A 21480-nucleotide genomic window follows, 5' to 3' on the forward strand; every position below is an offset into this window, starting at 1 on the left:
TTCAGGTTTTGCGACTGCTGCGCAGCCGGACGCAGGCTTCGCCAGCTGCTACAGGGGGCGCGTCGCCCTGAAAAGTCGAAATCACGCTTATCTGTTACGCGGCAACTCCACCCGCGCCAGCAAACCCCCACCACTGCGATTACTCAAACTCAACTCCCCACCCTGTTCGCGCACAATCGCCCTGGCAGCCGAAAGTCCCAACCCCACCCCACCGGTATCCCGATTACGCGAGCTTTCCAGGCGGAAGAACGGATCGAACACCCGCTGCAGCGCCTCCTCGGGAATCCCCGGCCCTTCGTCGCTGACCTCGATGCACACCCAATCGTCATCAAATTTCAACGCAGCGCCCGGGTGCAACCCGTACTTCACCGCGTTCTCCAGCAGATTGACCACCACACGCTTGATCCCCAGCGGCCGGCCGTCGTACACCCAATGCGCGGGGCCGGTGAAGTCGATGTTGATGCCCTGATCGCGGAAGTCATCAATGATGGTCTGCAGCAACTCCGAGAGGTCGAACGCCGTGGATTGCTCCAGGTGCGTGTCTTCGCGGAAGAACGCCAGGGCCGCGTTGATCATCGACTGCATCTCTTCGATGTCGCGAATCATTTTGCGCTGATGGTCCAGGTCTTCCATGAATTCGCTGCGCAGGCGCATCCGCGTCAACGGCGCGCGCAGGTCATGGGAGATGGAGGCGAGCATGTGCGTGCGTTCGCCGATGAAGTGCTGGATCTGCGCCTGCATAGTGTTGAAGGCGATGATCACCTGGCGTATTTCGTGAGGGCCTTCGATGGCGATGGGCGGGGCGCTCAGGTCGCCGCCGAAGCGCCGCGCGGCGCTGGCGAAGCGTTGCAGGGGACTCGCCAGCTGACGCGTGGCGATCCACGCCACCAGCAGCGTAGCGATCAGCCCCAGGGCGATGATCACCGCGATTCGTGTGCCGGTGTCCAGACCCCAACTGCGCTCGGGCGGGGTGAAGGTCAACCAGCTGCCATCGACCAGCCGCACGAGCGCGACGTAATGCGCCTGGGCACTGTTATCCGGCCAGTCACCTGGATTGAACACCTCCATGTCTCGATCATCCCCCAGCAACTCGTGCAGCACCGGCACCTTGCGGGGTTCGACCAGGGCGCCGCCCGTGGGCAGGCCGAACGTGTTGCGATCAGTACCCCAGGCCACTTCGAGCATGGGATTGCTCGCCGCGCTCGCCAATTGCGCACGCAACGCCGTTGGCGCCGCCTCGATCAACCGCGTGGTCACGGCAATCTGCTCCAGCAGGCCAGTACGCTCTATGGGTGGCCGGGCCCAGGTGCCGGCGACCTGCACGAACAGGGCGTTGAGGGTCAAGGACGCGGCCATCGCGGCGACAATGGTCAGGGCAATCCGGCGCCTCAGGGTGTCGCGGCGAAACATCCGGCCGATCACGAGCGAGTGACCTTGGCGGTGAACATATAACCTCCGTTGCGCACGGTACGGATCAGGTCCGGGCGCTTGCTGTCAGGTTCGATTTTGCGTCGCAGGCGGCTGACCTGCACATCGATGCTGCGATCGAAGGCGTCGTGGCCCTGGCCGTGGGTCAGGTCGATCAGCTGCTCGCGGGTGAGGATGCGCTGGGGATGATCGAGGAACACCACCAGCAAGTCGAACTCGCCACCGGACAGCGGAATCATTACGTTATCGGGGGAGCGCAGCTCGCGGCAGGTGATATCCAGGTGCCAACCGGCGAAGCTGCTGACCGGCCGCGAAGGCTCGCCGACCGGGCTTCTCTGCTCACCGGCGCGACGTTGCAGGGCGCGGACCCGGGCCAGCAGCTCCTGGGGAGCGAAGGGTTTGGTCAGGTAGTCGTCGGCCCCCAGTTCCAGGCCGACGATGCGATCGCTCAGCTCGGCCATGGCGGTCAGCATGATGATCGGGATCCCGGTCTGCGCCCGCACTTTCTGGCACAGGCTCAGGCCGCTTTCGCCGGGCAGCATCACGTCCAGGATGATGGTGTCCGGCCGGTTCTGCGCGATAGCCGCCCACATGGCATCACCGTGTGGCGCCACGTCCACCTCGTAGGCGTGCTGCACGAAGAATTTCTTCAGCAGGGACAGAATTTCCATATCGTCGTCGACGATCAGCAGTCTGCTCACGGTTACCGGGTCCAGGGCTCAAAAAAGGAGGGCATCTAAAACCATTTCAATGCCCGGGTCATATATTTCAATCGAGCAACATTCCTGCAACACAGACATCAAGCGGACATTCTCAGGCAAAAACCTTCCTTCACCCTGCCGGCATTCCATTGACGGAGGTATTCATGAAGGTTTTAAACGGCATTCCGACCGCTGCGGGGCGCAACACCGAGCGTCCCCTGATCCTCACTCAACGTACCGCATTGCCCGGGGGCGACAAGTCGATCCTGTTTCAGGAGACGTGCCTGGGGCTGGCCAGCGATCAGAGCCAGATCGTCATGCGCCGTTACTTCGAGCGCTACAGCCCGGAAGGCTCCCACTGGGTGGAATACATCCACTCCATCCCGACCACCGAGTTCATCCACTGGATCATGACCCATGGCCAGTTGCGCATCGAGTGCTCGGAAGACGCCCCTCACGCCCAATTTCACGCCCACGCCTGACAAGGAATCACCATGATCAGAACCCTTCGCTCGCTGTCGCTGTTGTTCGCGGCCACCCTGACCCTGTCGGCCTGCAGCAGCAAAAAAGTCACTCCTGAAATGTATACCGGCTTTCTGTATGACTACAGCCTGTTGTCGGAGCGTCAGGCGCCGTCCGGCCAGACCGTGTTGAGCTGGGTCAGCCCCGCGGTGAAGCGCGGCCGCTACACCACGGTCTATCTGGCGCCGAGCCAGTTCTACCCGGGACCTGAGCCTACCGAGCGGATTCCCCTGAGCACGCTGTCCGGGGTGACCGACTACTACGATGCGGCGCTGCGATCCGAGCTGAGCAAGATGCTGCCCCTGGTCACCAAACCCGATTCCGATACCCTGATCGTCAGGCCCGCGATTACCCGGGTTGCGGCCAGCCCCCAGGGCCTGAAATTCTATGAATGGCTGCCGGTGACGCTGGTCGCGGCGGGGGTGAGCACGGCCACCGGTATCCGCGACCAGGACAGCGAAATCGCCACCGAAGTGTCTTTCGAAGACGGTGCGACGGGGGAAGTGGTGGCCGAGGTTGTGCGTATGGGCACAGGCCTGGCGCTGGACGATGACAAGCAGGTCCTGACCCCGGATGACGTCAAGGTGGTGCTCGACGGTTGGGCCAGTGACTTGCGCGAGTCCTATACCGCAATTCGCAAATAGGCAGCTTCAACCCTGCGCGGGCAGCCCCGCGCAGGGCAAGTCCCGTGGAACCGGTCAGCGGCCGCCGAGGAAAAGCACAAGACTTGCCGCTGAAAAACCGGATAATGGCGGCCAATTTCGCTTAGCTCGCTATTCTGGTGTTCCCCCATGGAAATCAAGGTCAACTTTCTCGACAACCTTCGACTTGAAGCCAAGTTCGACGACTTCACGGTGATCGCCGATCAGCCCATCCGCTACAAGGGCGATGGCTCGGCACCGGGTCCGTTCGATTACTTCCTGGCTTCCTCGGCGTTGTGTGCCGCTTATTTCGTGAAGTTGTACTGCGAGACCCGCAACATCCCCACCGACAATATTCGCCTGTCGCAGAACAACATCGTCGACCCGGAAAACCGCTACAACCAGATCTTCAAGATCCAGGTCGAGCTGCCGGCCGATATCTCCGACAAGGACCGTCAGGGCATCCTGCGTTCCATCGACCGCTGCACCGTGAAGAAGGTGGTGCAGGCCGGTCCAGAGTTCGTGATCGAAGAGGTGGAAAACCTCGACGCCGACGCCCAGGCGTTGCTGATGCCGAACTCGACGTCCGAAGGTGGCACCTACATCGTCGGCAAGGACCTGCCGCTGGAGCAGACCATCGCCAACATGTCGGGCATCCTCGCCGACCTTGGCATGAAGATCGAAATCGCCTCCTGGCGCAATATCGTGCCCAACGTCTGGTCGCTGCATATCCGCGACGCCCATTCGCCGATGTGCTTCACCAACGGCAAGGGTTCGACCAAGGAAAGCGCGCTGGCTTCGGCGCTGGGTGAGTTCATCGAGCGTCTGAACTGCAACTTCTTCTACAACGACCAGTTCTGGGGCGAAGAGATCGCCAATGCGCCGTTCGTGCATTACCCGGACGAGCGCTGGTTCCAGCCTGGGCGCAAGGACGAGCTGCCCAAGGAAATCCTCGACGAGTACTGCCTGAAGATCTACAACCGCGATGGCGAGCTGCGCGGTTCCCACCTGTTCGACACCAACTCCGGCAATGAAGCCCGCGGCATCGTCTCGCTGCCGTTCGTGCGCCAGTCCGACGGCGAGGTGGTGTACTTCCCGTCCAACCTGATCGAAAACCTCTACCTGAGCAACGGCATGAGCGCCGGCAACACCCTGGCCGAAGCCCAGGTTCAGTGCCTGTCGGAGATCTTCGAGCGGGCGGTGAAGCGCGAAATCATCGAAGGTGAATTCGCACTGCCGGACGTGCCGGCCGAAGTGCTGGCGAAGTACCCGAGTATTGTCGCTGGTATCGAGGGCCTTGAAGCCCAGGGCTTCCCGGTGCTGGTCAAGGATGCATCCCTGGGCGGCGAGTTCCCGGTGATGTGCGTGACCTTGATGAACCCGCGCACCGGCGGCGTATTCGCTTCGTTCGGCGCACACCCGAGTCTGGAAGTGGCGCTGGAGCGCAGCCTGACCGAACTGCTGCAGGGCCGCAGTTTCGAAGGCTTGAACGACCTGCCGCAGCCGACTTTCGAAGGCCACGCGGTGACCGAGCCGAACAACTTCGTCGAGCACTTCATCGATTCCAGCGGTGTGGTGTCGTGGCGCTTCTTCAGTGCCAAGCCTGAATACGAGTTCGTCGAGTGGGACTTCTCGGGCCAGGGCGAAGACTCCAACGCCCAGGAAGCCGCGACCTTGTTCGGCATTCTGGAAAACATGGGCAAGGAATCGTACATGGCGGTCTACGAGCACATCGGTGCCACGGCCTGCCGCATCTTGGTGCCGGATTATTCGGAGATCTATCCGGTCGACGATCTGATCTGGGACAACACCAACAAGGCACTGTTCTTCCGCGAAGACATCCTCAACCTGCATCGTCTGGATGAAGCCGGTCTGAAGGATCTGGTGGAGCGTCTGGTGGAAAGCGAGCTGGACGACTACACCGACATCACCACGCTGATCGGCATCGAGTTCGACGACAACACGGCCTGGGGGCAGCTGACGATTCTGGAGTTGAAGGCGCTGATTTACCTGGCGTTGCAGCAGTTCGAAGAAGCGAAGGAAGCGGTGGAGACCTTCCTTCAGTACAACGACAACACGGTCGAGCGTGGGTTGTTCTATCAGGCAGTGAATGCGGTGCTGGAGATGGAGCTGGACGAGGATCTGGAACTGGAAGATTACGAAGCCAACTTCCGCCGCATGTTCGGCAACGAGCGCATGGACGCCGCGATCGGCTCGGTGAACAGCAGCGTACGCTTCTATGGCCTGACCCCGACCAGCATGAAACTCGAAGGCCTGGACCGCCATTTGCGCCTGATCGACAGCTACAAAAAGCTGCACAGCGCCCGGGCCAATCTGACCCGCTGACCAAATCTGTGGAAGCGGGCTTGCCCGCGAAGAGGCCGGCACATCCAACATCTGTGGTGGCCGGCCTGACGCCTTCGCGGGCAAGCCACGCTCCCACAGGGGTTTGTGTCGTTCACAAATTCGGCGTTGCCTGCAAAACCTGTAGGAGCTAGCTTGCTCGCGATGGTCGTGAACGATGATGCGGGAAGCCTGATGCACCGCGGTGTTCCGGCATGCATCGCGAGCAGGCTCGCTCCCACAGGTATTCGCGAAGTGTGCGGGGATAAGGTCGGTCCCGGGGATCAATGACGCCGGGAAAGCGCGGCCTCAATGCAATTCAGCAGCTTGTCGGCGTCGCAGGGTTTGGGCAGGCAGGCGATCAGTTCCGGTGAGTGAGCGCTCGGGGGCGGGGCGGCGGCGGGGTAGGCGGTGATCAATATCGTGGGGATGTGAATGCCTGTCGCAATCAGTTGCTCGAACATCTCCACACCACTCATGCCCGGCATCTGGATATCGGACACCAGGCAATCGGTTTCAGCCAAGGCGTTGGCACCGAGAAACTCCAGCGCGCTGCAATAGGTCCGGGTCTTGTAGCCGCTGGAGCGCAACAGGCTTTCCAGGGCTCCGCGAACCGAATCGTCATCATCCACAACTGCAATGTTCGCTGCAGTGCGTGTGTGAGTGTCTTGCGTCATTGAATTTGCTCGTTACTGCGCCCGGTGTCCCTACACCATACGCGGTCTTTGTCGAGGAAAAATCATATCTAGGTATAGGTCGCTAAGATCTATGTGTTGATGTAGCAGACCTCATTCAATGCCATCTTTGGTGATTGATCAGACGGCAGGGGGCGCTGTTCCCCGGCCTGCTACAGTGTTGTGGCGCAACTGACTGGTTTTTTCCAATTCAGATGGATATCAGCATGCAAATACTATGGGACGACGGTGAGCGTATCTTCTGTCGCGAAGTTCGCTCGGGTGCCGCTGGCGAAAGCACGGTGCTGGTCACGCGACCCGCCGCCGAGCAACCGCTCCCGGCCTGCCTTGGCCGTCTCTCCCACGAATTTGCCCTCAAGGATGAACTCGACGGCAGTTGGGCGGTTCGACCGCTGGAGATCGTGCGCGAAAGCGGCCAGGTCCAGCTGGTGCTGGAAGATCCGGGTGGCGAACCCTTGGTGCAGTTGCTGACGACGCCCATGCCGACCTCTATTTTCCTGCATCACGCCATCAGCATCGCCGTCGCGATCGGCAAACTCCACCAGTGCGGCCTCGTCCACAAGGACATCAAACCGAGCCACATCCTGGTCAACTGCTCCGACGGCCAGGCGAGGCTCACCGGCTTCGGCCTGGCTTCGCAACTGCCGCGCGAGCGCCAGGCACCCGAGACCATCGCCGGCACCCTGGCCTACATGGCACCCGAGCAGACCGGGCGGATGAATCGCTCGATCGATTCGCGCAGCGACCTGTATTCCTTCGGCGTGACCCTCTACCACATGCTCACCGCCACGCTGCCGTTCACCGCCGTCGACCCGATCGAATGGGTGCATTGCCATATCGCGAAAAAGCCGGTGCCGGCCCGTTCCAGGGTCGAGAGCATTCCCCATGTACTCTGCGACATCGTCAGGAAATTGCTCGCCAAGACTGCCGAAGAGCGCTATCAGACCGCCGCCGGGCTAGAGCATGATCTGCGCCGCTGCCTGACCGAATGGCAACAGACCGGCCAGATCAAGCCCTTCACCCTCAGCGAACACGGCGCTTCCGACCGGCTGCTGATTCCCGAAAAGCTCTACGGACGCGAGCGTGAAGTCGACACCCTGGTGAGCGCGTTCAACCGGATCATCACCAGCAGCACACCGGAGCTGGTGCTGGTCACCGGCTATTCCGGCATCGGCAAGTCCTCGGTGGTCAACGAGCTGCACAAGGTGCTGGTTCCGCCGCGCGGGCTCTTCGCTTCCGGCAAGTTCGATCAATACAGCCGCGACATACCCTATTCGACCCTGGTGCAGGCGTTCCAGAGCCTGGTCCGCACCTTGCTGGGCAAGAGCGACACGGAACTGGCCGAATGGCGAGACGCCTTGCAGCAAGCGCTGGAGCCCAACGCGCGCCTGATCACCGACCTGATTCCCGAGCTCAAGCTGATCATCGGCGAGCCGCCACCTGTTCCGGCGCTGGACCCGCAGCAGGCGCAACGCCGCTTCCTGCTGGTGCTGCGGCACTTCATCGGGGTGTTCGCCCAGGCCGATCATCCGCTGGCCCTGTTTCTCGACGACCTGCAATGGCTCGACGCGGCAACCCTCGACCTGCTCGAGGATCTGTTGATCAGCTCGGACACCCGCCACCTGATGCTCGTCGGCGCCTACCGCAGCAACGAGGTGGACGCCGGGCATCCGCTGTCGCTGAAGATCGAGGCCATCCGCAAGGCCGGCGGCAGGATCGATGAAATCACTCTGGCGCCGCTGGCCAAGAACCACATCGAACAATTGATCGCCGAAGCGCTCGATGACCAGATTCCGCGGGTCGAGCCATTGGCGCAGCTGGTGCTGGACAAGACCGCCGGCAATCCATTCTTCGTCATCCAGTTCCTGCAAACCCTGGCCGATGAACAGCTGCTGACGTTTGATCACCACTTGAGTCGCTGGTTCTGGGACCCGGATCGCATCCACGCCAAGGGCTACACCGACAACATCGTCGACCTGATGGTCGACAAGCTGACCCGCCTGCCAGCCGATACCCAGCACGCGTTGCAGCAGCTCGCCTGTCTGGGCAACGTGGCCGGAATCAACGCCCTGGCCACCGCCATGGAAGTACCCAAGACACAGCTGCGCACGGTGTTGTGGGAGGCGATTCGCCAGGAACTGGTCGAACGCCTGGACGGTGCCTATGCCTTCGTTCACGACCGTATTCATGAAGCCGCCTATTCGCTGATCCCGAGGGAATCGCGGGCCCAGGCGCATCTGCGGATCGGCCGGCTACTGGCGGCGCAGACACCGGCTCAGGGCTTGGAGGAGGCGATTTTCGAAATCGTCGGCCAGCTCAATCGCGGTGCGACCTTGCTTACCGATCTGCGCGAGCGCGAGCAACTGGCCGAATTCAACCTGATCGCCGGCCAGCGCGCCAAGGCCTCGTCGGCCTACGCCTCGGCACTCAACTACCTCACCACCGGTGCCCAGCTGTTGGGCGAGGATTGCTGGACGCGGCGTAACGGGCTGAGCTTCGCCCTGGAATTGAACCGCGCCGAATGCGAGTTCCTCACCGGCCAGCTCGCCATCGCCGACGAGCGCCTGACTGCGCTAGCCGCGCGCGCCACGACCGTGATCGAGCGTGCCAACGTTGCCTGTCTGCACATGGACGTCTATTTGCTGCTCGATCGCAGCGATGCCTCGGTCGCGGTCTGCCTGGACTACCTGCGGCATGTGGGAATCGAATGGTCGGCGCATCCGAGCGACGATGATGTGCGTCGCGAGTACGACCGCATCGGCGAAATGCTGGGTGACCGGGTCATCGAAGACCTTATTGACCTGCCGTTGATGGAGGACGCCACTTCCCTGGTGACCGTCAGCGCCTTGGGTAAATTGTTCGCCCCGGCGTTGCAGACCGATACCAACCTGTCCTGCCTGTCGATCTGCAAAGCCGTCAGCATGAGCCTTGAATGGGGTAACTGCGACGCTTCCTGCGTGCTCTATGCCAATGTCTTTCGGGTGGCCGGTCCGCGCTTCGGCGACCATGAGGTGGGGTTCCGCTTCGGACAGCTGGGTTGTGATCTGGTCGAGCAACGCGGGCTGACTCGGTTCGAAGCCAGCACCTATCTGTGTTTCTCCTGTTTTGCCGTGCGCTGGATGCGCCCCGTGGCGCAGTGCCGGGACCTGTTACGTCGCTCGTTCGTGGCGGCCAACCGGATCGGCGATCTGCCCTACGGGGCCTATGCCGGCAACAACCTCACCGCCGATCTGCTGTTCGCCGGCGAGCCGTTGCCCGAGGTACAGGGCGAGGCCGAACAGGGCCTGGCCTACGCGCGCAAAGTGCGCTTCGGCCTGGTGACCGATTTCATCTCCACGCAACTGGTGCAGATCCGCATGCTGCGCGGCCTGACCCCGACTTTCGGGCGTCTGGAAGAGGGCGAATTCAACGAAGCCGACACCGAAGCGCATCTGTCCAGCACCCCGGATCTGGTGCTGGCCGAGTGTCTGTACTGGGTGCGTAAACTCCAGGCCCGTTACATGGCCGGCGAACCTGAAGCCGCCATGCAGGCCGCCGACAAGGCGCGGCAGTTGCTCTGGGTATGCCAGGGGTTCTTCGAGGAGGCCGAGTACTACTTCTACGACGCGCTGGCCCGGGCGGCCTGTTGTGACGGCATCGAACCGAGCGAGCAAGCGCCGCATCTGGCCGCCATGGGTGTCGATTACCAGCAGTTGCATGGCTGGGCGCAACAGTGTCCAGAGAATTTCGCCAGCCGGGCGGCGTTGATCGCGGCCGAGATCGCCCGTGTCGAAGGGCGCGTGGTGGATGCCGAGAAGCTATACGAGCAAGCCATCAACCTGGCGCAGAACAGCGGTTTCATCCATGTCGAGGCGCTGGGCAACGAGCTGGCGTCGCGCTTCTATGCAGCGCGGGGACTGGGCAAGATCGCCCGGGTCTATCTGCAGGATGCCCGCTACGGCTATCTGCGCTGGGGTGCCGATGGCAAGGTGCGCCAGCTGGACGCGAAGTATCCGTCGCTGCGCACCGAGGAACACACCCTCGGCCCGACCACCACCATGGCCACGGCGGTCGAGCACCTGGATCTGGCGACCGTGCTCAAGGTCTCCCAGGCGGTGTCGGGCGAAATCGTTCTGGAAAAGCTGATCGACATGGTCATGTTCACCGCTATCGAACAGGCCGGTGCCGAACGTGGCCTGTTGATTCTGTCGGATGCCGGCGAGCACCGGATCGCCGCCCAGGTGACCACCGGCGATGACACCACGCAACTGCGCGATGCGCCGATCAGTGCGCAGCTGCTGCCGCAGTCCGTGCTTTTCCAGGTCCTGCGCACCCGCGAGAGCATCGTTCTGGACGACGCCATCATCGAATCGTCGTTCGCCGCTGATCCTTACGTACGCGAGCAGCGCGCCCGCTCGATCCTTTGCCTGCCGTTGATGAACCAGGCCAAGCTGGTCGGCGCGCTGTATCTGGAGAACAACCTGACCGCCCGGGTGTTCAGCCCCAACCGGATCGCCGTGCTGAAACTGGTGGCGTCACAGGCGGCCATCTCGTTGGAGAACGCCCGGTTGTACCGTGAGGTTGCCGAGCGCGAATCGAAGATCCGCCGTCTGGTGGACGCCAATATCATCGGCATTGTGGTCTGGAATGCCGATGGCGACATTGTCGAGGCAAACGATGCTTTCCTGCGCATGCTCGGCTTCAGTCGCGAGGACCTGGTTTCGGGTCGGCTACGCTGGCGCGATCTGACAGTGCCCCAGTATCGGGAAGTCAGCGAGCGATCCATGCTGCAAGCGGTACGCACCGGTCATGCACAACCTTTCGAGAAGGAGTACTTCAAGAAAGACGGCAGCACGCTGCCGGTGATCGTCGGCCTGGCCATGTTCGAAGCCGACAGCAAGGAAGGGGTCGCCTTCGTATTGGACCTGACCGAGCGCAAGCAGGCGGAAGAGCAAATCCGTGAGAGCGAGCGGCGTTATCGCGAGGTGCAGACCGAACTGGCCCACGCCAACCGCGTCGCCACCATGGGGCAGCTGGTGGCGTCGATCGCACACGAGGTCAACCAGCCGATTGCCGCGGCGATCCTCAACGCCAATGCCGCACAGCGCTGGCTGAACATCCAGCCGCCGGAGCTCGACGAGGTCCGTCAAGTGCTCGCCCGGTTGATCCAGGATGCCAACCGCGCCGCCGATGTGCTGGGGCGTATTCGCGGGCATATCCGCAAGGCGCCGCCGCAGAAAGGCCCGCTGGACATCAATGTGGCCATTGGCGAGATGATCGAGTTCACCCGTGGCCAGATCATGAAAAACGGCGTGACATTGCAGACCCAACTCAGCGACGGCTTGCAACTGATCGTCGGTGATCGTGTGGAGCTGCAACAGGTGCTGCTCAACCTGATCATGAATGCGCTGGAGGCGATGGGCGCGACCCCGCAAGGCGAGCGTCAACTGCAGATCAGCGCGGTGCCGGGGGAGGAGGGGTACCTGCTGGTGAGCGTCAGCGATTCGGGGCCGGGTTTTGCCACGGAGAACCCTGATCAGGTGTTCATCTCGTTCTACACCACCAAGGCCACTGGGCTGGGCATGGGCTTGTCGATCTGCCGTTCGATCATCGAGGCCCACGGCGGGCGGCTATGGGCAAGCGCCAATCAGCCGCGCGGTGCGACTGTTCAGTTCACGCTGCCGGTCGTGCAGTAAAGGCACTGTGCTACACTTTTTTCCACCCTTTGTTGAAGAGTGTCGTGCATGAATGCTCCGTTCAATGAGTCGCAAAACAATGCTTCCATTGTTTACGTGGTGGACGATGATGCCTCCATTCGCGATGCGCTCAGCAATCTGTTGCGCTCGGCCGGTATGCGGGTCGAAACCTTTGCCTCGACGGCGGAATTTCTTCAGCGTTCTAAAACCGACGGTGCCAGCTGTCTGGTGCTGGATGTGCGCCTGCAGGGCAGCAGTGGCCTGGATTTTCAGCGTCAGCTGGTCGATTCGCATTCCAGCATTCCCGTCATTTTCATCACCGGACATGGCGACATCGAGATGTCGGTCAAGGCGATGAAAGCCGGTGCCGTGGATTTCCTGGCCAAACCCTTTCGTGAGCAGGATCTGCTGGACGCGGTATCTGCCGCGCTGCAGAGCGATATCAAACGTCGCGAGGTCGAGCAGCAGACTTCCAATCTGCATGCCGACTACCAGTCCCTGACTCCCCGTGAAAAGGAGGTCATGGCGCTTGCGGTCAAGGGGCTGATGAACAAGCAGATCGCGGGGCAGATGAACCTGAGTGAAATCACTATCAAGATTCATCGTTCTCATGCCATGAAGAAGATGCATGCCAAGTCCTTCGCGGATTTGGTGCGGATGGCTGAGGCCTTGGAAAGGGCATAGCCAAACTTCCTCTGCAGGAGCAAGGCTTGCCCGCGAAGGCGGCCTTAAAGCCGACCCGATATCACGAATCTACACCTGACCACTGTGGGAGCGAGCCTGCTCGCGAAGGCGGCCTGGTAGCCGACCCGAATTCGCGAATGTACCCAAACCCATTGTGGGAGCGAGCCTGCTCGCGATGAACGCCCAGATACCGCAGACATTCAGACAGCCAGCGTCATCGTTAACCACCATCGCGAGCAAGCTCGCTCCTACAGAGGGGAGGGGTGTCGATTAATATAGGTGGGAAGTTCAGCTGTTAGTTGGCGGCGCTGTTTCTTCATGGCGAACGAAAGGCATTGGCTGTATCGCATCGCCACCTTTCATTTCCGGTGTTCCTTTAAGTGCCAACATCAACTGTGCGGTTGCACTTGCCAGCGAACTGTTGAGGCCGGCCAATACCTGGTTGATTGCACTGACGCGCTGCGCCTTTTCTTCGGGGGACAGGTTTCGGTTGGCTTCCACCGCTTGCAACTGCGCCTGCTGTTCCTGGATCTTTTCCTGGAGTTCCTGCATCTGTTTGCGGATTTTTTCCACCATTTTGGCGTCGTCCTTCACCGGCGAGGCCTTGGTGTCCGAGGATGAAGCAGAGGCTTTCAGGCCTTCCAGCGAGAGGTTGACCTTGACCGACTCCCGGGGCGGCATGGACGTTGGTGCGGTGGCGGGATCGGTGGCCGCTTTCACCGGTTGTGCTGTCGGTATGTTCAACTGCAACTCTCTTGTATGAGTTGCATTGTGGTTAAAGGAAGTCCCTGTAATCGAATTCATGTCGTACAGTCCTGTGCGGCAAAGTTGGGGGCAAGTTCGAGGATTGTTTTTTAAAACGTATAGCCAGTCAAACGCGGAATCATGGTTTGGCGGGAATTCAGGGTTATTTGTCCGAGTTACTAAACTGAACTAAATGTAGTACTTGAAAGTTGTGCCTTGCACCTATCAGTGCTGAGGGGATAAACCCTCAGCACATCGTCTGTTAAATCATCAGCTAACGATTAGAAATCCCAGAACGCCGCCACCCAACGAAACGCATCACCATCCAGTGCCACCCGGCCAACGGACGGGAAGGGCAGGTGCGTTGCAACAAACAATTCACCGCTAGCCGCCGCTTCCTGCATCAGACGGACCCGTACGCGGACCGATTCTTCAGGGTCATGTTCGAAGCCGTTGTGCCAGTCAGGATGCTCGAAGGCCACCGGGAACAGGGCGTCGCCGGCGAAGGTCAGCTTCTCGCCGCCCGATTGCACGTAGACCACGCAGTGCCCGGGGGTGTGGCCGCCGGTCATCTTGGCGACCACGCCTGGCGCCACTTCGTGTTGGTCTTCGAAGGTGCGCACCTTGCTGGAAAACTCTTTGATGAAGGCATTGGCGGTTGCCCGCAGTACATCAGGTACCGGTGCCGGCATGTCGGTGTGGGTGAAGTCGGGTTCGGACCAGAAGTCGACCTCGGTTTGCGCCACGTGAATGCGCACGTCCGGGCTCAGTTTGTTTTTCACGTCGTCCACCAGCAGCCCGCCGATGTGGTCCATGTGCATGTGGGTGATCACGATGTCCGTGACGGACGCCAGATCGATGCCGGCCGCCGCCAGGCGTTTCGGGAACTGCCCGGCGCGCGGGAAGCCGGGGAACTGACCGCCCAGGCCTGCGTCGACCAGAATGATCTGCTCGCCGCTGCGCACCACCAGCACGTTCAGCGCCCAGTCGAAGGCGTCGGGGCCGAGGAACATCTGCTTGAACCACGCCTTGCGCGCTTCCGGGTCGGCGTTGGTGGACATGGTTTCGGTCGGCAGCGGCAGGACGCCGTCGCTGATCACCATAACGTCGATATCGCCAACCCGCACGGCGTAGCGCGAAGGGATCTGATACTCGGTCACCGGGCTTTGCGAGACTGGCTGGACTTCATTCTTCTGGGCGAAATGGTTGAGGTACGTAGTCATGGTCACTCTCCTGGTGAGGGGCGGTATGCCCATGGGGAGAGTGTGAGGGGAGGGGATCGCCATCGATATCATCCCCGGGTATAGCGGGGATGCACCTTAGCGTGATGGCACTAAGCACTTCGGTTGGGAATTTTCGGCATCTACCCCTGTAGGAGCGAGCATGCTCGCGATGGTCGTTAACGATGACGCTGGCTGCCTGATACCCCGCGGTGCCTGCGCCTCCATCGCGAGCATGCTCGCTCCTACAGGGGGCGGGTTTCGACAGCTTGTTCCAGCCAACTAAGGAATTCGGAAAACCCGCTGGAGTGTTTCACCCGCCGCGGATAAACCAGGGTATACCGCCCGCCGGTGACGATGCGCCCGTCATGCACCCGAACCAGTTGCCCATTGAGCAATTCATCCTGGGTCAGCACAGCGTCCACCAGGGCAATCCCCTGACCACACTTCACCGCGACAATGGCCGACTCCAACGTGTCGAACGTCAAATGCCCGTTATCTGGCCCGATCGAGCCGGGGTAATACTCTTCCCACCGCCGCCAGTCCAGGCGATCCATGCTCGAGTCCACCAGTCGCGCGCTCTTGAGCAGTTCCTGCGCCGTTGTGCCCTCCAGAAGCTGCGGCGAGCACACCGGAATCAATTCTTCCTCCCACAACTCCAACGCCTCGAAGTCGGGCCAGGTGGCGGTGCCGTAGGCGATCATCGCGTCGACCGATTCGAAGGCAAAATCCGGGAAGCGGTGATAGACCGTGTCGACGCTGACGGTCACCTGCGGATGCTCGCGATAGAACGCCGTCAGCCTGGGGATCAGCCAGCGCGCGGCCATGGTCGGATGCGCCCGCAGGCTGACGCTTCGGCCCACGGTGGAGAGCATGTGCGAGGCATCCGACAGCAGACCGATGACCTGTTCGGCCACCGGCACCAGCGAGCGGCCTTCGGCGGTCAGCACGATCCGGCGGGTGTGGCGTTCGAACAGGCGGGTGTCCAGGCGCGCCTCCAGCTGCGCGACCTGACGGCTGACCGCGCTCTGGCTGAGGTTGAGCTGCTCGCCCGCCTTGCCGAAGTTGCCGGTCTTGGCAACCGTCAGGAATGCCTGCAAAAGCTCGATCGAGGGCAGTTGGCGGCTCATGTTTCTATGCGTTCCTCACATGGAATTAATGCGCAGACATCACTGTAATTTCAGTATGCCGGGGCACATTCTTAGCTCAAACCTCGACGCTGCGCTACGCGTCATTCTCAACTCGGCGATTTCCCTCATGAACACTCCAGTTGCAGCTTTGGCCGGTGTATCGGCGCCTCAGGATAATCCACTGCCCCATGAAGTCGATGTGGTGATCATCGGCGGCGGCCTGATGGGCTGTGCCAGCGCGTACTACTTGAGCAAGGCGGGCAGCAAGGTGTTGCTGCTGGAAAAAAGCCTGCTGGCCGGTCAGCAGTCCTCCCGGGCCTGGGGTTTCGTGCGCCAGCAATCGCGGGACGAGGCTGAAGTGCCGTTGATGCAGGCCAGCATCGGCCTCTGGCGTTCGCTGGAGCGTGAGCTGCAGACCGACCTGGGCTGGCGCAACGACGGCTGCCTGTTCGTCGCCGGCAACGAGGAAGAACGCGAGGGCTATGCCTCCTGGCTGAGCGTCGCGCGCAGTTTTTCGATGGACACCGTGATGCTGTCGCCCCGGCAAGTGCTCGACAAGCTGCCGGGTTACGCCGTGCCGCAGTTGGGAGGGATTTTCACCGCCAGCGACGGTCAGGCCGAACCGACGCTGGTGGCGCGGGCCTTCGCCATGCGCGCCCGCGAACTGGGTGCGCAACTGGTGGAACACTGTGGCGCCCGAGGCATCGATGTCGCCGCCGGCCAGGTGGTCGGAGTGGAAACCGAGCGCGGTTATGTGAAGGCGAAAACCGTGATCTGCGCCGCCGGCGTCTCCACCTTTCGCCTGTTGCGAATGCTCGGCATCGAACTGCCGCAACAACTGGTGCGCGGCACGGTGGCGCGGACCACCGCCGGGCCGACCCTGAGCGGTATCTCCACCATCGCCAATGGTGTGGGTTTTCGCCAGCGCCTGGACGGCAGTTTCAACATCGCCGACGACGCCCATGTCGATGTCGACATGACCCTCGGCCACCTGCGTGCCCTGCACTGGTACGCGCCGTCGCTGTGGGCGCACCGCAAGTCGTTTCGTTTCAACCTCAACGGCGCCTGCCTGACCGACCTGCATCAGCGCATGCCCTGGTCGCAAGCCTCGCGTCTGGGCGAGGGCATTCATGAGCGCAATCCGCTGATCAAGCCCAACGAGAAGGGCCTGGGCACTGCCATGCGCTCGCTCAAGGCGGCGTTCCCGGGGCAGATCAATACACAGATTGCCGACCGCTGGGCGGGGGCCATCGATGTGCTGCCCGACGGCATCCCGGTGATCGACGCACAGACTTCACCCCGAGGCCTGGCGATCGCCACCGGGTTCTGCGGGCACGGTTTCGCCATGGGGCCGATCGTGGGCAAGACCCTGGCGGACTGGATCGATAAGGGCGATCCGGGCCTGGACATGCGCCAGCTGCGCCTGTCGCGTTTCGCCGAGGGCGACGTCAAGCCGCCTTCATCGCTGTTCTAGTCGTTTGCTCATGTCCACGTGCTGACCTGAAGGGGAAATTCGGTGACTACAAACAACAACTACTACGACCCGGCCTCGTTGGCGGGCAAGGCACCGCCGATCAACGACGAGACCGACATCCTGATCGTCGGCGCGGGGCCTGCGGGACTGGAGGCGGCGTTGACCGCCATTGGCCATGGTCTGCGCGTCACGCTGGTGGATGAAAACCCGGTGCCTTTGGAGACCATGGGCGAGGAAGTGCCGCTGCATTTCGGCGGACGCATGGGCGCGGCGGTGTCCAATCGCAATAGCGTGCTGCAGACCTTGCTCGATGCACGCCCGGAGATTTCAGAAGCGCTCGAAGCCGGTGTCGATGTGCGGCTTGGCACGGCGGTCTGGGGGTTGTTTCCTCAGCAACCTACCGCCGCGTGGATCGAAGGCGCAGTAGCAGGCTTGGCCGATGAAGACAACGCGTGGCTGCTGCGCTTCAAACAAGTGATCGTCGCTGCGGGCCGGCGTGACATGGGCCTGGCGTTCGCCGGCTGGGATCGACCCGGTGTGATGGGCGTCAGTGCGGCGCATCGATTGGCGACGGTTTATCAGGCGCTGGACGCCAATCGTGCGGTGCTGGTCGGTAGCGATACCCAGGCGCTGGTCACGGCTCACGCTTTGGTCGCCAGTGGTGTGCAGATTGCGGCGATCATCGAGCAGGCTGCGCAGGTCAGTGGCGATCAAACGCTGCTGAATCAACTGGTGGAGCAGGGCGCTCAACTGCTGACCGGGCATGTGGTGCGCGAGGCGCTTGGCGATGGATTCGGGGTCAAGAGCATAAAAGCCGTGGCGATCGACACCGAAGGCCACCCGCTTGAGGGCACCTTGATCGAGATCGAATGCGACACGGTGCTGCTCGGTGTGGCAGCCATCCCCGCAATCGAACTGATGGAAGCCACGGGATGCCGCATGTCATTCCAGGCCAGCCGTGGCGGTCACGCACCCGATATCGACCCTGCGCAACGCACCTCGTTGCCCTTCGTGCTGGTGGCTGGCGATTGCGCTGGCGTCTGGCCGTCGAAAAGCCTCGACGAGGACATTGCCCGACGCGAAGGCCGGATCGCCGCGCACACCGCGTTGCTCGCGCTCGGTGCGGTCATTGCGCCGGATGAGCAACCATCGATTCCCGACCAACCGGTCTGCGACATTGCCGCCAACCGCACGGCCTGGGTGAGGGCGACCACGCTGCACGCGCAGAACCCGCCCTTCGTCTGCCAGTGTGAAGAGGTGACAGCCAACGAGATTCTCGGACAGCAACCGCCGCGATACCTGCAATGGACGCCCGCCGAGGCGTCGCTGGAAATCACCATGCAAAACGACACGCCCAATCCGGACGTGACCAAGCGCCTGACTCGCGCCTGCATGGGCCCGTGCCAGGGCCGCCGTTGCCGCGAACAGGTGGCGGCATTGCTCAGCATTGGTGCCGGTGTGGGTGTCGAGGCCATCGCGCTGGCCTCGTTTCGTCCGCCGGTGCGCCCGCTGTCGATGCGTCAGGCCGGGCAAGTCGAGGAAACACCGCAGATGCACAGCCGCTGGGATGCCTGGTTCGACATGCCATCGCAGTGGACGCCGTTCTGGCTGTGCAACGGCGAGCAGACCGTCGCCAGCCGTCGACCTGAAACCGAGCCGCAATCCACCGCGCTGAACCACGAGGGCTGACACCATGCAAACCGTTAAAAAATCCGCCTCCAGCGCATCCGTGGTCATCGTCGGTGGCGGCGTGACCGGCCTGAGCGCTGCCTGGTGGCTGGCCCGGGATGGTGTCGACGTGCTGGTGCTCGAAGCCGGCCTGATCGGCTGGGGCGCTTCGGGCCGCAACGGCGGCGGCTGCTCCCACCACCACAGTCCGCTGTTTGTCGAAGAGCAAAGGCTGTGGCCGATGATGGACGAGCTGCTCGGTTATCCCACCGAGTATCGTCCGGACCGCATCAGCATCGATCTCACCGAGCACCAGGTTTCCCTCGATCAGAAGGTGGTGAACGAAGCGGCCTGGTATGGCTTGCAGGTTGATCTGCTGGACCCGCAGCAGGTGCGCGAACTGGTGCCCTTTGCCGGCGACAACGTATTGGCCGGTTTCTATTACCACTTCGGCGGTCACGCCAATCCGCATCGCACCTTGCAGGCTTACGCCTGGGCGCTGCAGAACCTGGGCGGGCGAGTGCTTGAACATACGCCGGTGGTTGAGGTAGTGCGGGACGGCGACCGGGTGACCGGCGTGCGCACCGCCCAAGGCCTCATTTCCTGTGATCATCTGGTGATTGCCGCAGGGCCGCACACGGGCGTGCTGGCGGCGCAACTGGGCGTGGAGATTCCGCTAGTCACGGCGCGGGCGGAAATGATCGTCACCGAGCCGCTGCCGTTGCTTGAAGTGGGCGGTGTCGATGGCAATGGCCTGTACGGCCGGCAGACCCTGCGCGGCAACCTGGCTTACGGTGGCGGGCCCCATGAGTGGGTCGATCTGGCGGACCTGCACGGTGCCCGGCCGCAATCGACGCCGCTGCAATGCAACATCGCCAAACGCCTGGCCGAGCTGTTCCCCAAGGTCGCCCACAAGCGGGTGATACGCAGCTGGGCAGGGTTCATCGAAAACACCCCGGACGGGCGTCCGGTCATCGATCGGCCTGCTGCGCTGGACAACCTCACCGTCGCCACCATGTCCGGTGTCGGCTTCGGGCTTTCTCCGGCGAGCGGTCATGCCATTCGCGACCTGGTCATGGACGGCAAGTGCAGTTTCGCCGATCTTTCCACCTTCTCACTCTCGCGTTTCAGCGCCCTCGAATCCGACTGGCAGGCCATTCAGGGCTGGTTGCCGCTGCCGATGCCGGCGGCATAGAAAGACGTTCTTAGAATCCATCCTCCAATAAAAAAAGGATCGACCATGAAACGAATACTGCGCAACTTGACCCTGGCGGCCTCTCTCGGCCTGACTTTGTGTGCCTTCACCGCGCCCGCCAGCGCGGCCCAGGAAAAACTGCGATTTGGCGTGGCCGCCGAGCCGTACCCGCCGTTCCTGGTGAAGACGCCTACCGGGCAATTCACCGGCTTCGAACCTGACCTGATCCGTGCCCTGTGCGAGCAGATGAAGGCCGAGTGCGAGATCAAGGAAGTGGCGTGGGACGGCATCATTCCGGCGTTGATCGCCAACAAGTTCGACGTGCTGTTCAACTCGATGGGCATCAGCCCCGAGCGTCAGAAAGTGATCGCCTTTTCCCGTCCCTACTATGAAACCACCGGCATTTTCGTCGCGGCCAAGGACATCGATGTAACGCTGACGCCCGAAGGCCTCGCCGGCAAGGCCATCGGCGTGCAGGGCTCGACCACCAATGCCGAATTCATCCGCACCGCCTATGGCAATACCTCCGACATCCGCATCTACAACACCCAGGACGACTGCAACGCCGACCTGATCGCCGGCCGCATCGATGTGATGTTCCTCGACAAGCTCGGCGACATCGAATTCCTCAAGTCCAAGGACGGTTTGGCGTTCGAAGAGAAGGGTACCGGCAGCGTCAAGATGGACCCTTTGAAATACGGACTGGGCGTCGGCGCTGGCATGCGCAAAAGCGACGTCGAACTCAAGACCCAGATCGATCAGGCGCTGACCCAGTTGTATGACTCGGGCAAGTACACGCAGATATCACAGAAGTATTTCCCGATCGATCTGTGGCCGCACTGAAAGCTGAAGCAACCCCATTCAACCACCCTGGATCTACCCACGAGAGCATAAAAATGAGCGTTTTCACTCACGTCACTGTCGGTACCAACGATCTGCAAAAAGCCCGCACCTTTTACGACAAGGTGCTCGGCGCCCTCGGCCAGAAACGCATCGCTGACCTGGAGGACAACGGCTCGATATGGGGTGAAAGTGCGCCATCGTTCTTTGTGCTCAAGCCTGCCAATGGTGCGCCGGCGACTGTGGGCAATGGCGTGACCGTGAGCTTCGAAGCGCCGGATCGTGCGGCGATTGATGCGTTCCATGCCGCGGCGCTGGCCGGTGGCGGCACCTGTGAAGGCCAGCCTGGCCCACGGGGTTGGGCGCCGAATGCCTATGCTGCCTATGCCCGGGATCTGGATGGCAACAAACTCGCGGCCTACTGCTTCAAACCCGCGTAACTCGGTCTAATGTGGGAGCGGGGTTGTTCGCAAAAACAAAACCCCCACCAAAAAACCTGTTGCCTTCCCCCCCCCCCTCT

Annotated in this window: 16 protein-coding genes; 10 read left to right on the forward strand and 6 right to left on the reverse strand. The window is 61.9% G+C overall.

Going from position 1 to position 21480, the window contains the following annotated elements; all coding sequences use genetic code 11:
* Positions 1 to 87: 87 nt before the first annotated feature.
* Together ACW9JE_RS17265 and ACW9JE_RS17270 are read right to left on the reverse strand one after the other, a co-directional pair.
* Positions 88 to 1422 carry an ATP-binding protein gene (locus tag ACW9JE_RS17265; protein WP_457433411.1) on the reverse strand — a complete coding sequence of 445 codons (1335 nt, stop codon included), beginning with the start codon at positions 1420 to 1422 and terminating at the stop codon, positions 88 to 90.
* A complete protein-coding gene (locus ACW9JE_RS17270) occupies positions 1419 to 2129 on the reverse strand; it encodes a response regulator (RefSeq protein WP_457433412.1) in 711 nt (236 codons plus the stop codon). Before ACW9JE_RS17270 ends, ACW9JE_RS17265 begins: the two co-directional genes overlap by 4 nt.
* 164 nt (positions 2130 to 2293) lie before the next feature.
* Here ACW9JE_RS17270 and ACW9JE_RS17275 point away from each other — a divergent pair, with 164 nt between their 5' ends.
* The 3 genes from ACW9JE_RS17275 to ACW9JE_RS17285 all read left to right on the forward strand — a co-directional run bounded on the left by ACW9JE_RS17275 (position 2294) and on the right by ACW9JE_RS17285 (position 5638).
* Positions 2294 to 2611: a hypothetical protein gene (locus ACW9JE_RS17275; RefSeq protein WP_457433413.1), complete on the forward strand. Its 318-nt coding sequence runs from the start codon at positions 2294 to 2296 to the stop codon at positions 2609 to 2611.
* Positions 2612 to 2623: 12 nt separating this feature from the next.
* Complete coding sequence (locus ACW9JE_RS17280) at positions 2624 to 3295, forward strand: DUF3313 domain-containing protein (protein WP_457433414.1); 672 nt, start codon at positions 2624 to 2626, stop codon at positions 3293 to 3295.
* A 147-nt stretch (positions 3296 to 3442) separates the two neighbouring features.
* Positions 3443 to 5638, forward strand: coding sequence for an OsmC domain/YcaO domain-containing protein (locus tag ACW9JE_RS17285; RefSeq protein ID WP_457433415.1), 2196 nt, complete (start codon positions 3443 to 3445; stop codon positions 5636 to 5638).
* 281 nt (positions 5639 to 5919) lie between these two features.
* Here the strand turns inward: ACW9JE_RS17285 and ACW9JE_RS17290 are convergent, their stop codons facing one another.
* Complete coding sequence (locus tag ACW9JE_RS17290) at positions 5920 to 6312, reverse strand: response regulator transcription factor (RefSeq protein ID WP_457433416.1); 393 nt, start codon at positions 6310 to 6312, stop codon at positions 5920 to 5922.
* A gap of 224 nt (positions 6313 to 6536) precedes the next feature.
* Between ACW9JE_RS17290 and ACW9JE_RS17295 the strand changes: the two genes are divergently transcribed.
* Complete coding sequence (locus tag ACW9JE_RS17295; protein ID WP_457433417.1) at positions 6537 to 12005, forward strand: trifunctional serine/threonine-protein kinase/ATP-binding protein/sensor histidine kinase; 5469 nt, start codon at positions 6537 to 6539, stop codon at positions 12003 to 12005.
* Between the two features lie 48 nt (positions 12006 to 12053).
* Positions 12054 to 12689 carry a response regulator transcription factor gene (locus ACW9JE_RS17300; protein ID WP_224533452.1) on the forward strand — a complete coding sequence of 212 codons (636 nt, stop codon included), beginning with the start codon at positions 12054 to 12056 and terminating at the stop codon, positions 12687 to 12689.
* A 288-nt stretch (positions 12690 to 12977) separates the two neighbouring features.
* On the opposite strand, the gene ACW9JE_RS17305 is transcribed toward ACW9JE_RS17300, so the two are convergent.
* The 3 genes from ACW9JE_RS17305 to ACW9JE_RS17315 form a co-directional block, all read right to left on the reverse strand.
* Complete coding sequence (locus ACW9JE_RS17305; RefSeq protein ID WP_457433418.1) at positions 12978 to 13493, reverse strand: hypothetical protein; 516 nt, start codon at positions 13491 to 13493, stop codon at positions 12978 to 12980.
* Between the two features lie 221 nt (positions 13494 to 13714).
* The gene (locus ACW9JE_RS17310; protein ID WP_457433419.1) at positions 13715 to 14656 is read right to left on the reverse strand and encodes an MBL fold metallo-hydrolase; all 942 of its coding nucleotides are present in this window, start codon (positions 14654 to 14656) and stop codon (positions 13715 to 13717) included.
* Positions 14657 to 14898: 242 nt separating this feature from the next.
* Positions 14899 to 15783: a LysR substrate-binding domain-containing protein gene (locus ACW9JE_RS17315; RefSeq protein WP_457433420.1), complete on the reverse strand. Its 885-nt coding sequence runs from the start codon at positions 15781 to 15783 to the stop codon at positions 14899 to 14901.
* Positions 15784 to 15910: 127 nt separating this feature from the next.
* Here ACW9JE_RS17315 and ACW9JE_RS17320 point away from each other — a divergent pair, with 127 nt between their 5' ends.
* The 5 genes from ACW9JE_RS17320 to ACW9JE_RS17340 are packed head-to-tail and all read left to right on the forward strand — an operon-like array spanning position 15911 to position 21400.
* A complete protein-coding gene (locus ACW9JE_RS17320; protein ID WP_457433421.1) occupies positions 15911 to 17257 on the forward strand; it encodes an NAD(P)/FAD-dependent oxidoreductase in 1347 nt (448 codons plus the stop codon).
* A gap of 42 nt (positions 17258 to 17299) precedes the next feature.
* Complete coding sequence (locus ACW9JE_RS17325) at positions 17300 to 18946, forward strand: FAD-dependent oxidoreductase (RefSeq protein ID WP_457433422.1); 1647 nt, start codon at positions 17300 to 17302, stop codon at positions 18944 to 18946.
* A gap of 4 nt (positions 18947 to 18950) precedes the next feature.
* On the forward strand, positions 18951 to 20120 hold the full coding sequence (locus tag ACW9JE_RS17330) for an NAD(P)/FAD-dependent oxidoreductase (RefSeq protein WP_457433423.1): 1170 nt from the start codon (positions 18951 to 18953) through the stop codon (positions 20118 to 20120).
* Positions 20121 to 20165: 45 nt separating this feature from the next.
* Positions 20166 to 20963 (forward strand): transporter substrate-binding domain-containing protein, encoded by a 798-nt coding sequence (locus ACW9JE_RS17335; protein WP_457433424.1) that lies wholly within the window; start codon positions 20166 to 20168, stop codon positions 20961 to 20963.
* A 53-nt stretch (positions 20964 to 21016) separates the two neighbouring features.
* Positions 21017 to 21400, forward strand: a complete 384-nt coding sequence (locus ACW9JE_RS17340; protein ID WP_457433425.1) for a VOC family protein — start codon at positions 21017 to 21019, stop codon at positions 21398 to 21400.
* The last annotated feature ends 80 nt before the right edge of the window (positions 21401 to 21480 follow it).

This window comes from Pseudomonas sp. SDO55104_S430 (assembly GCF_054070595.1).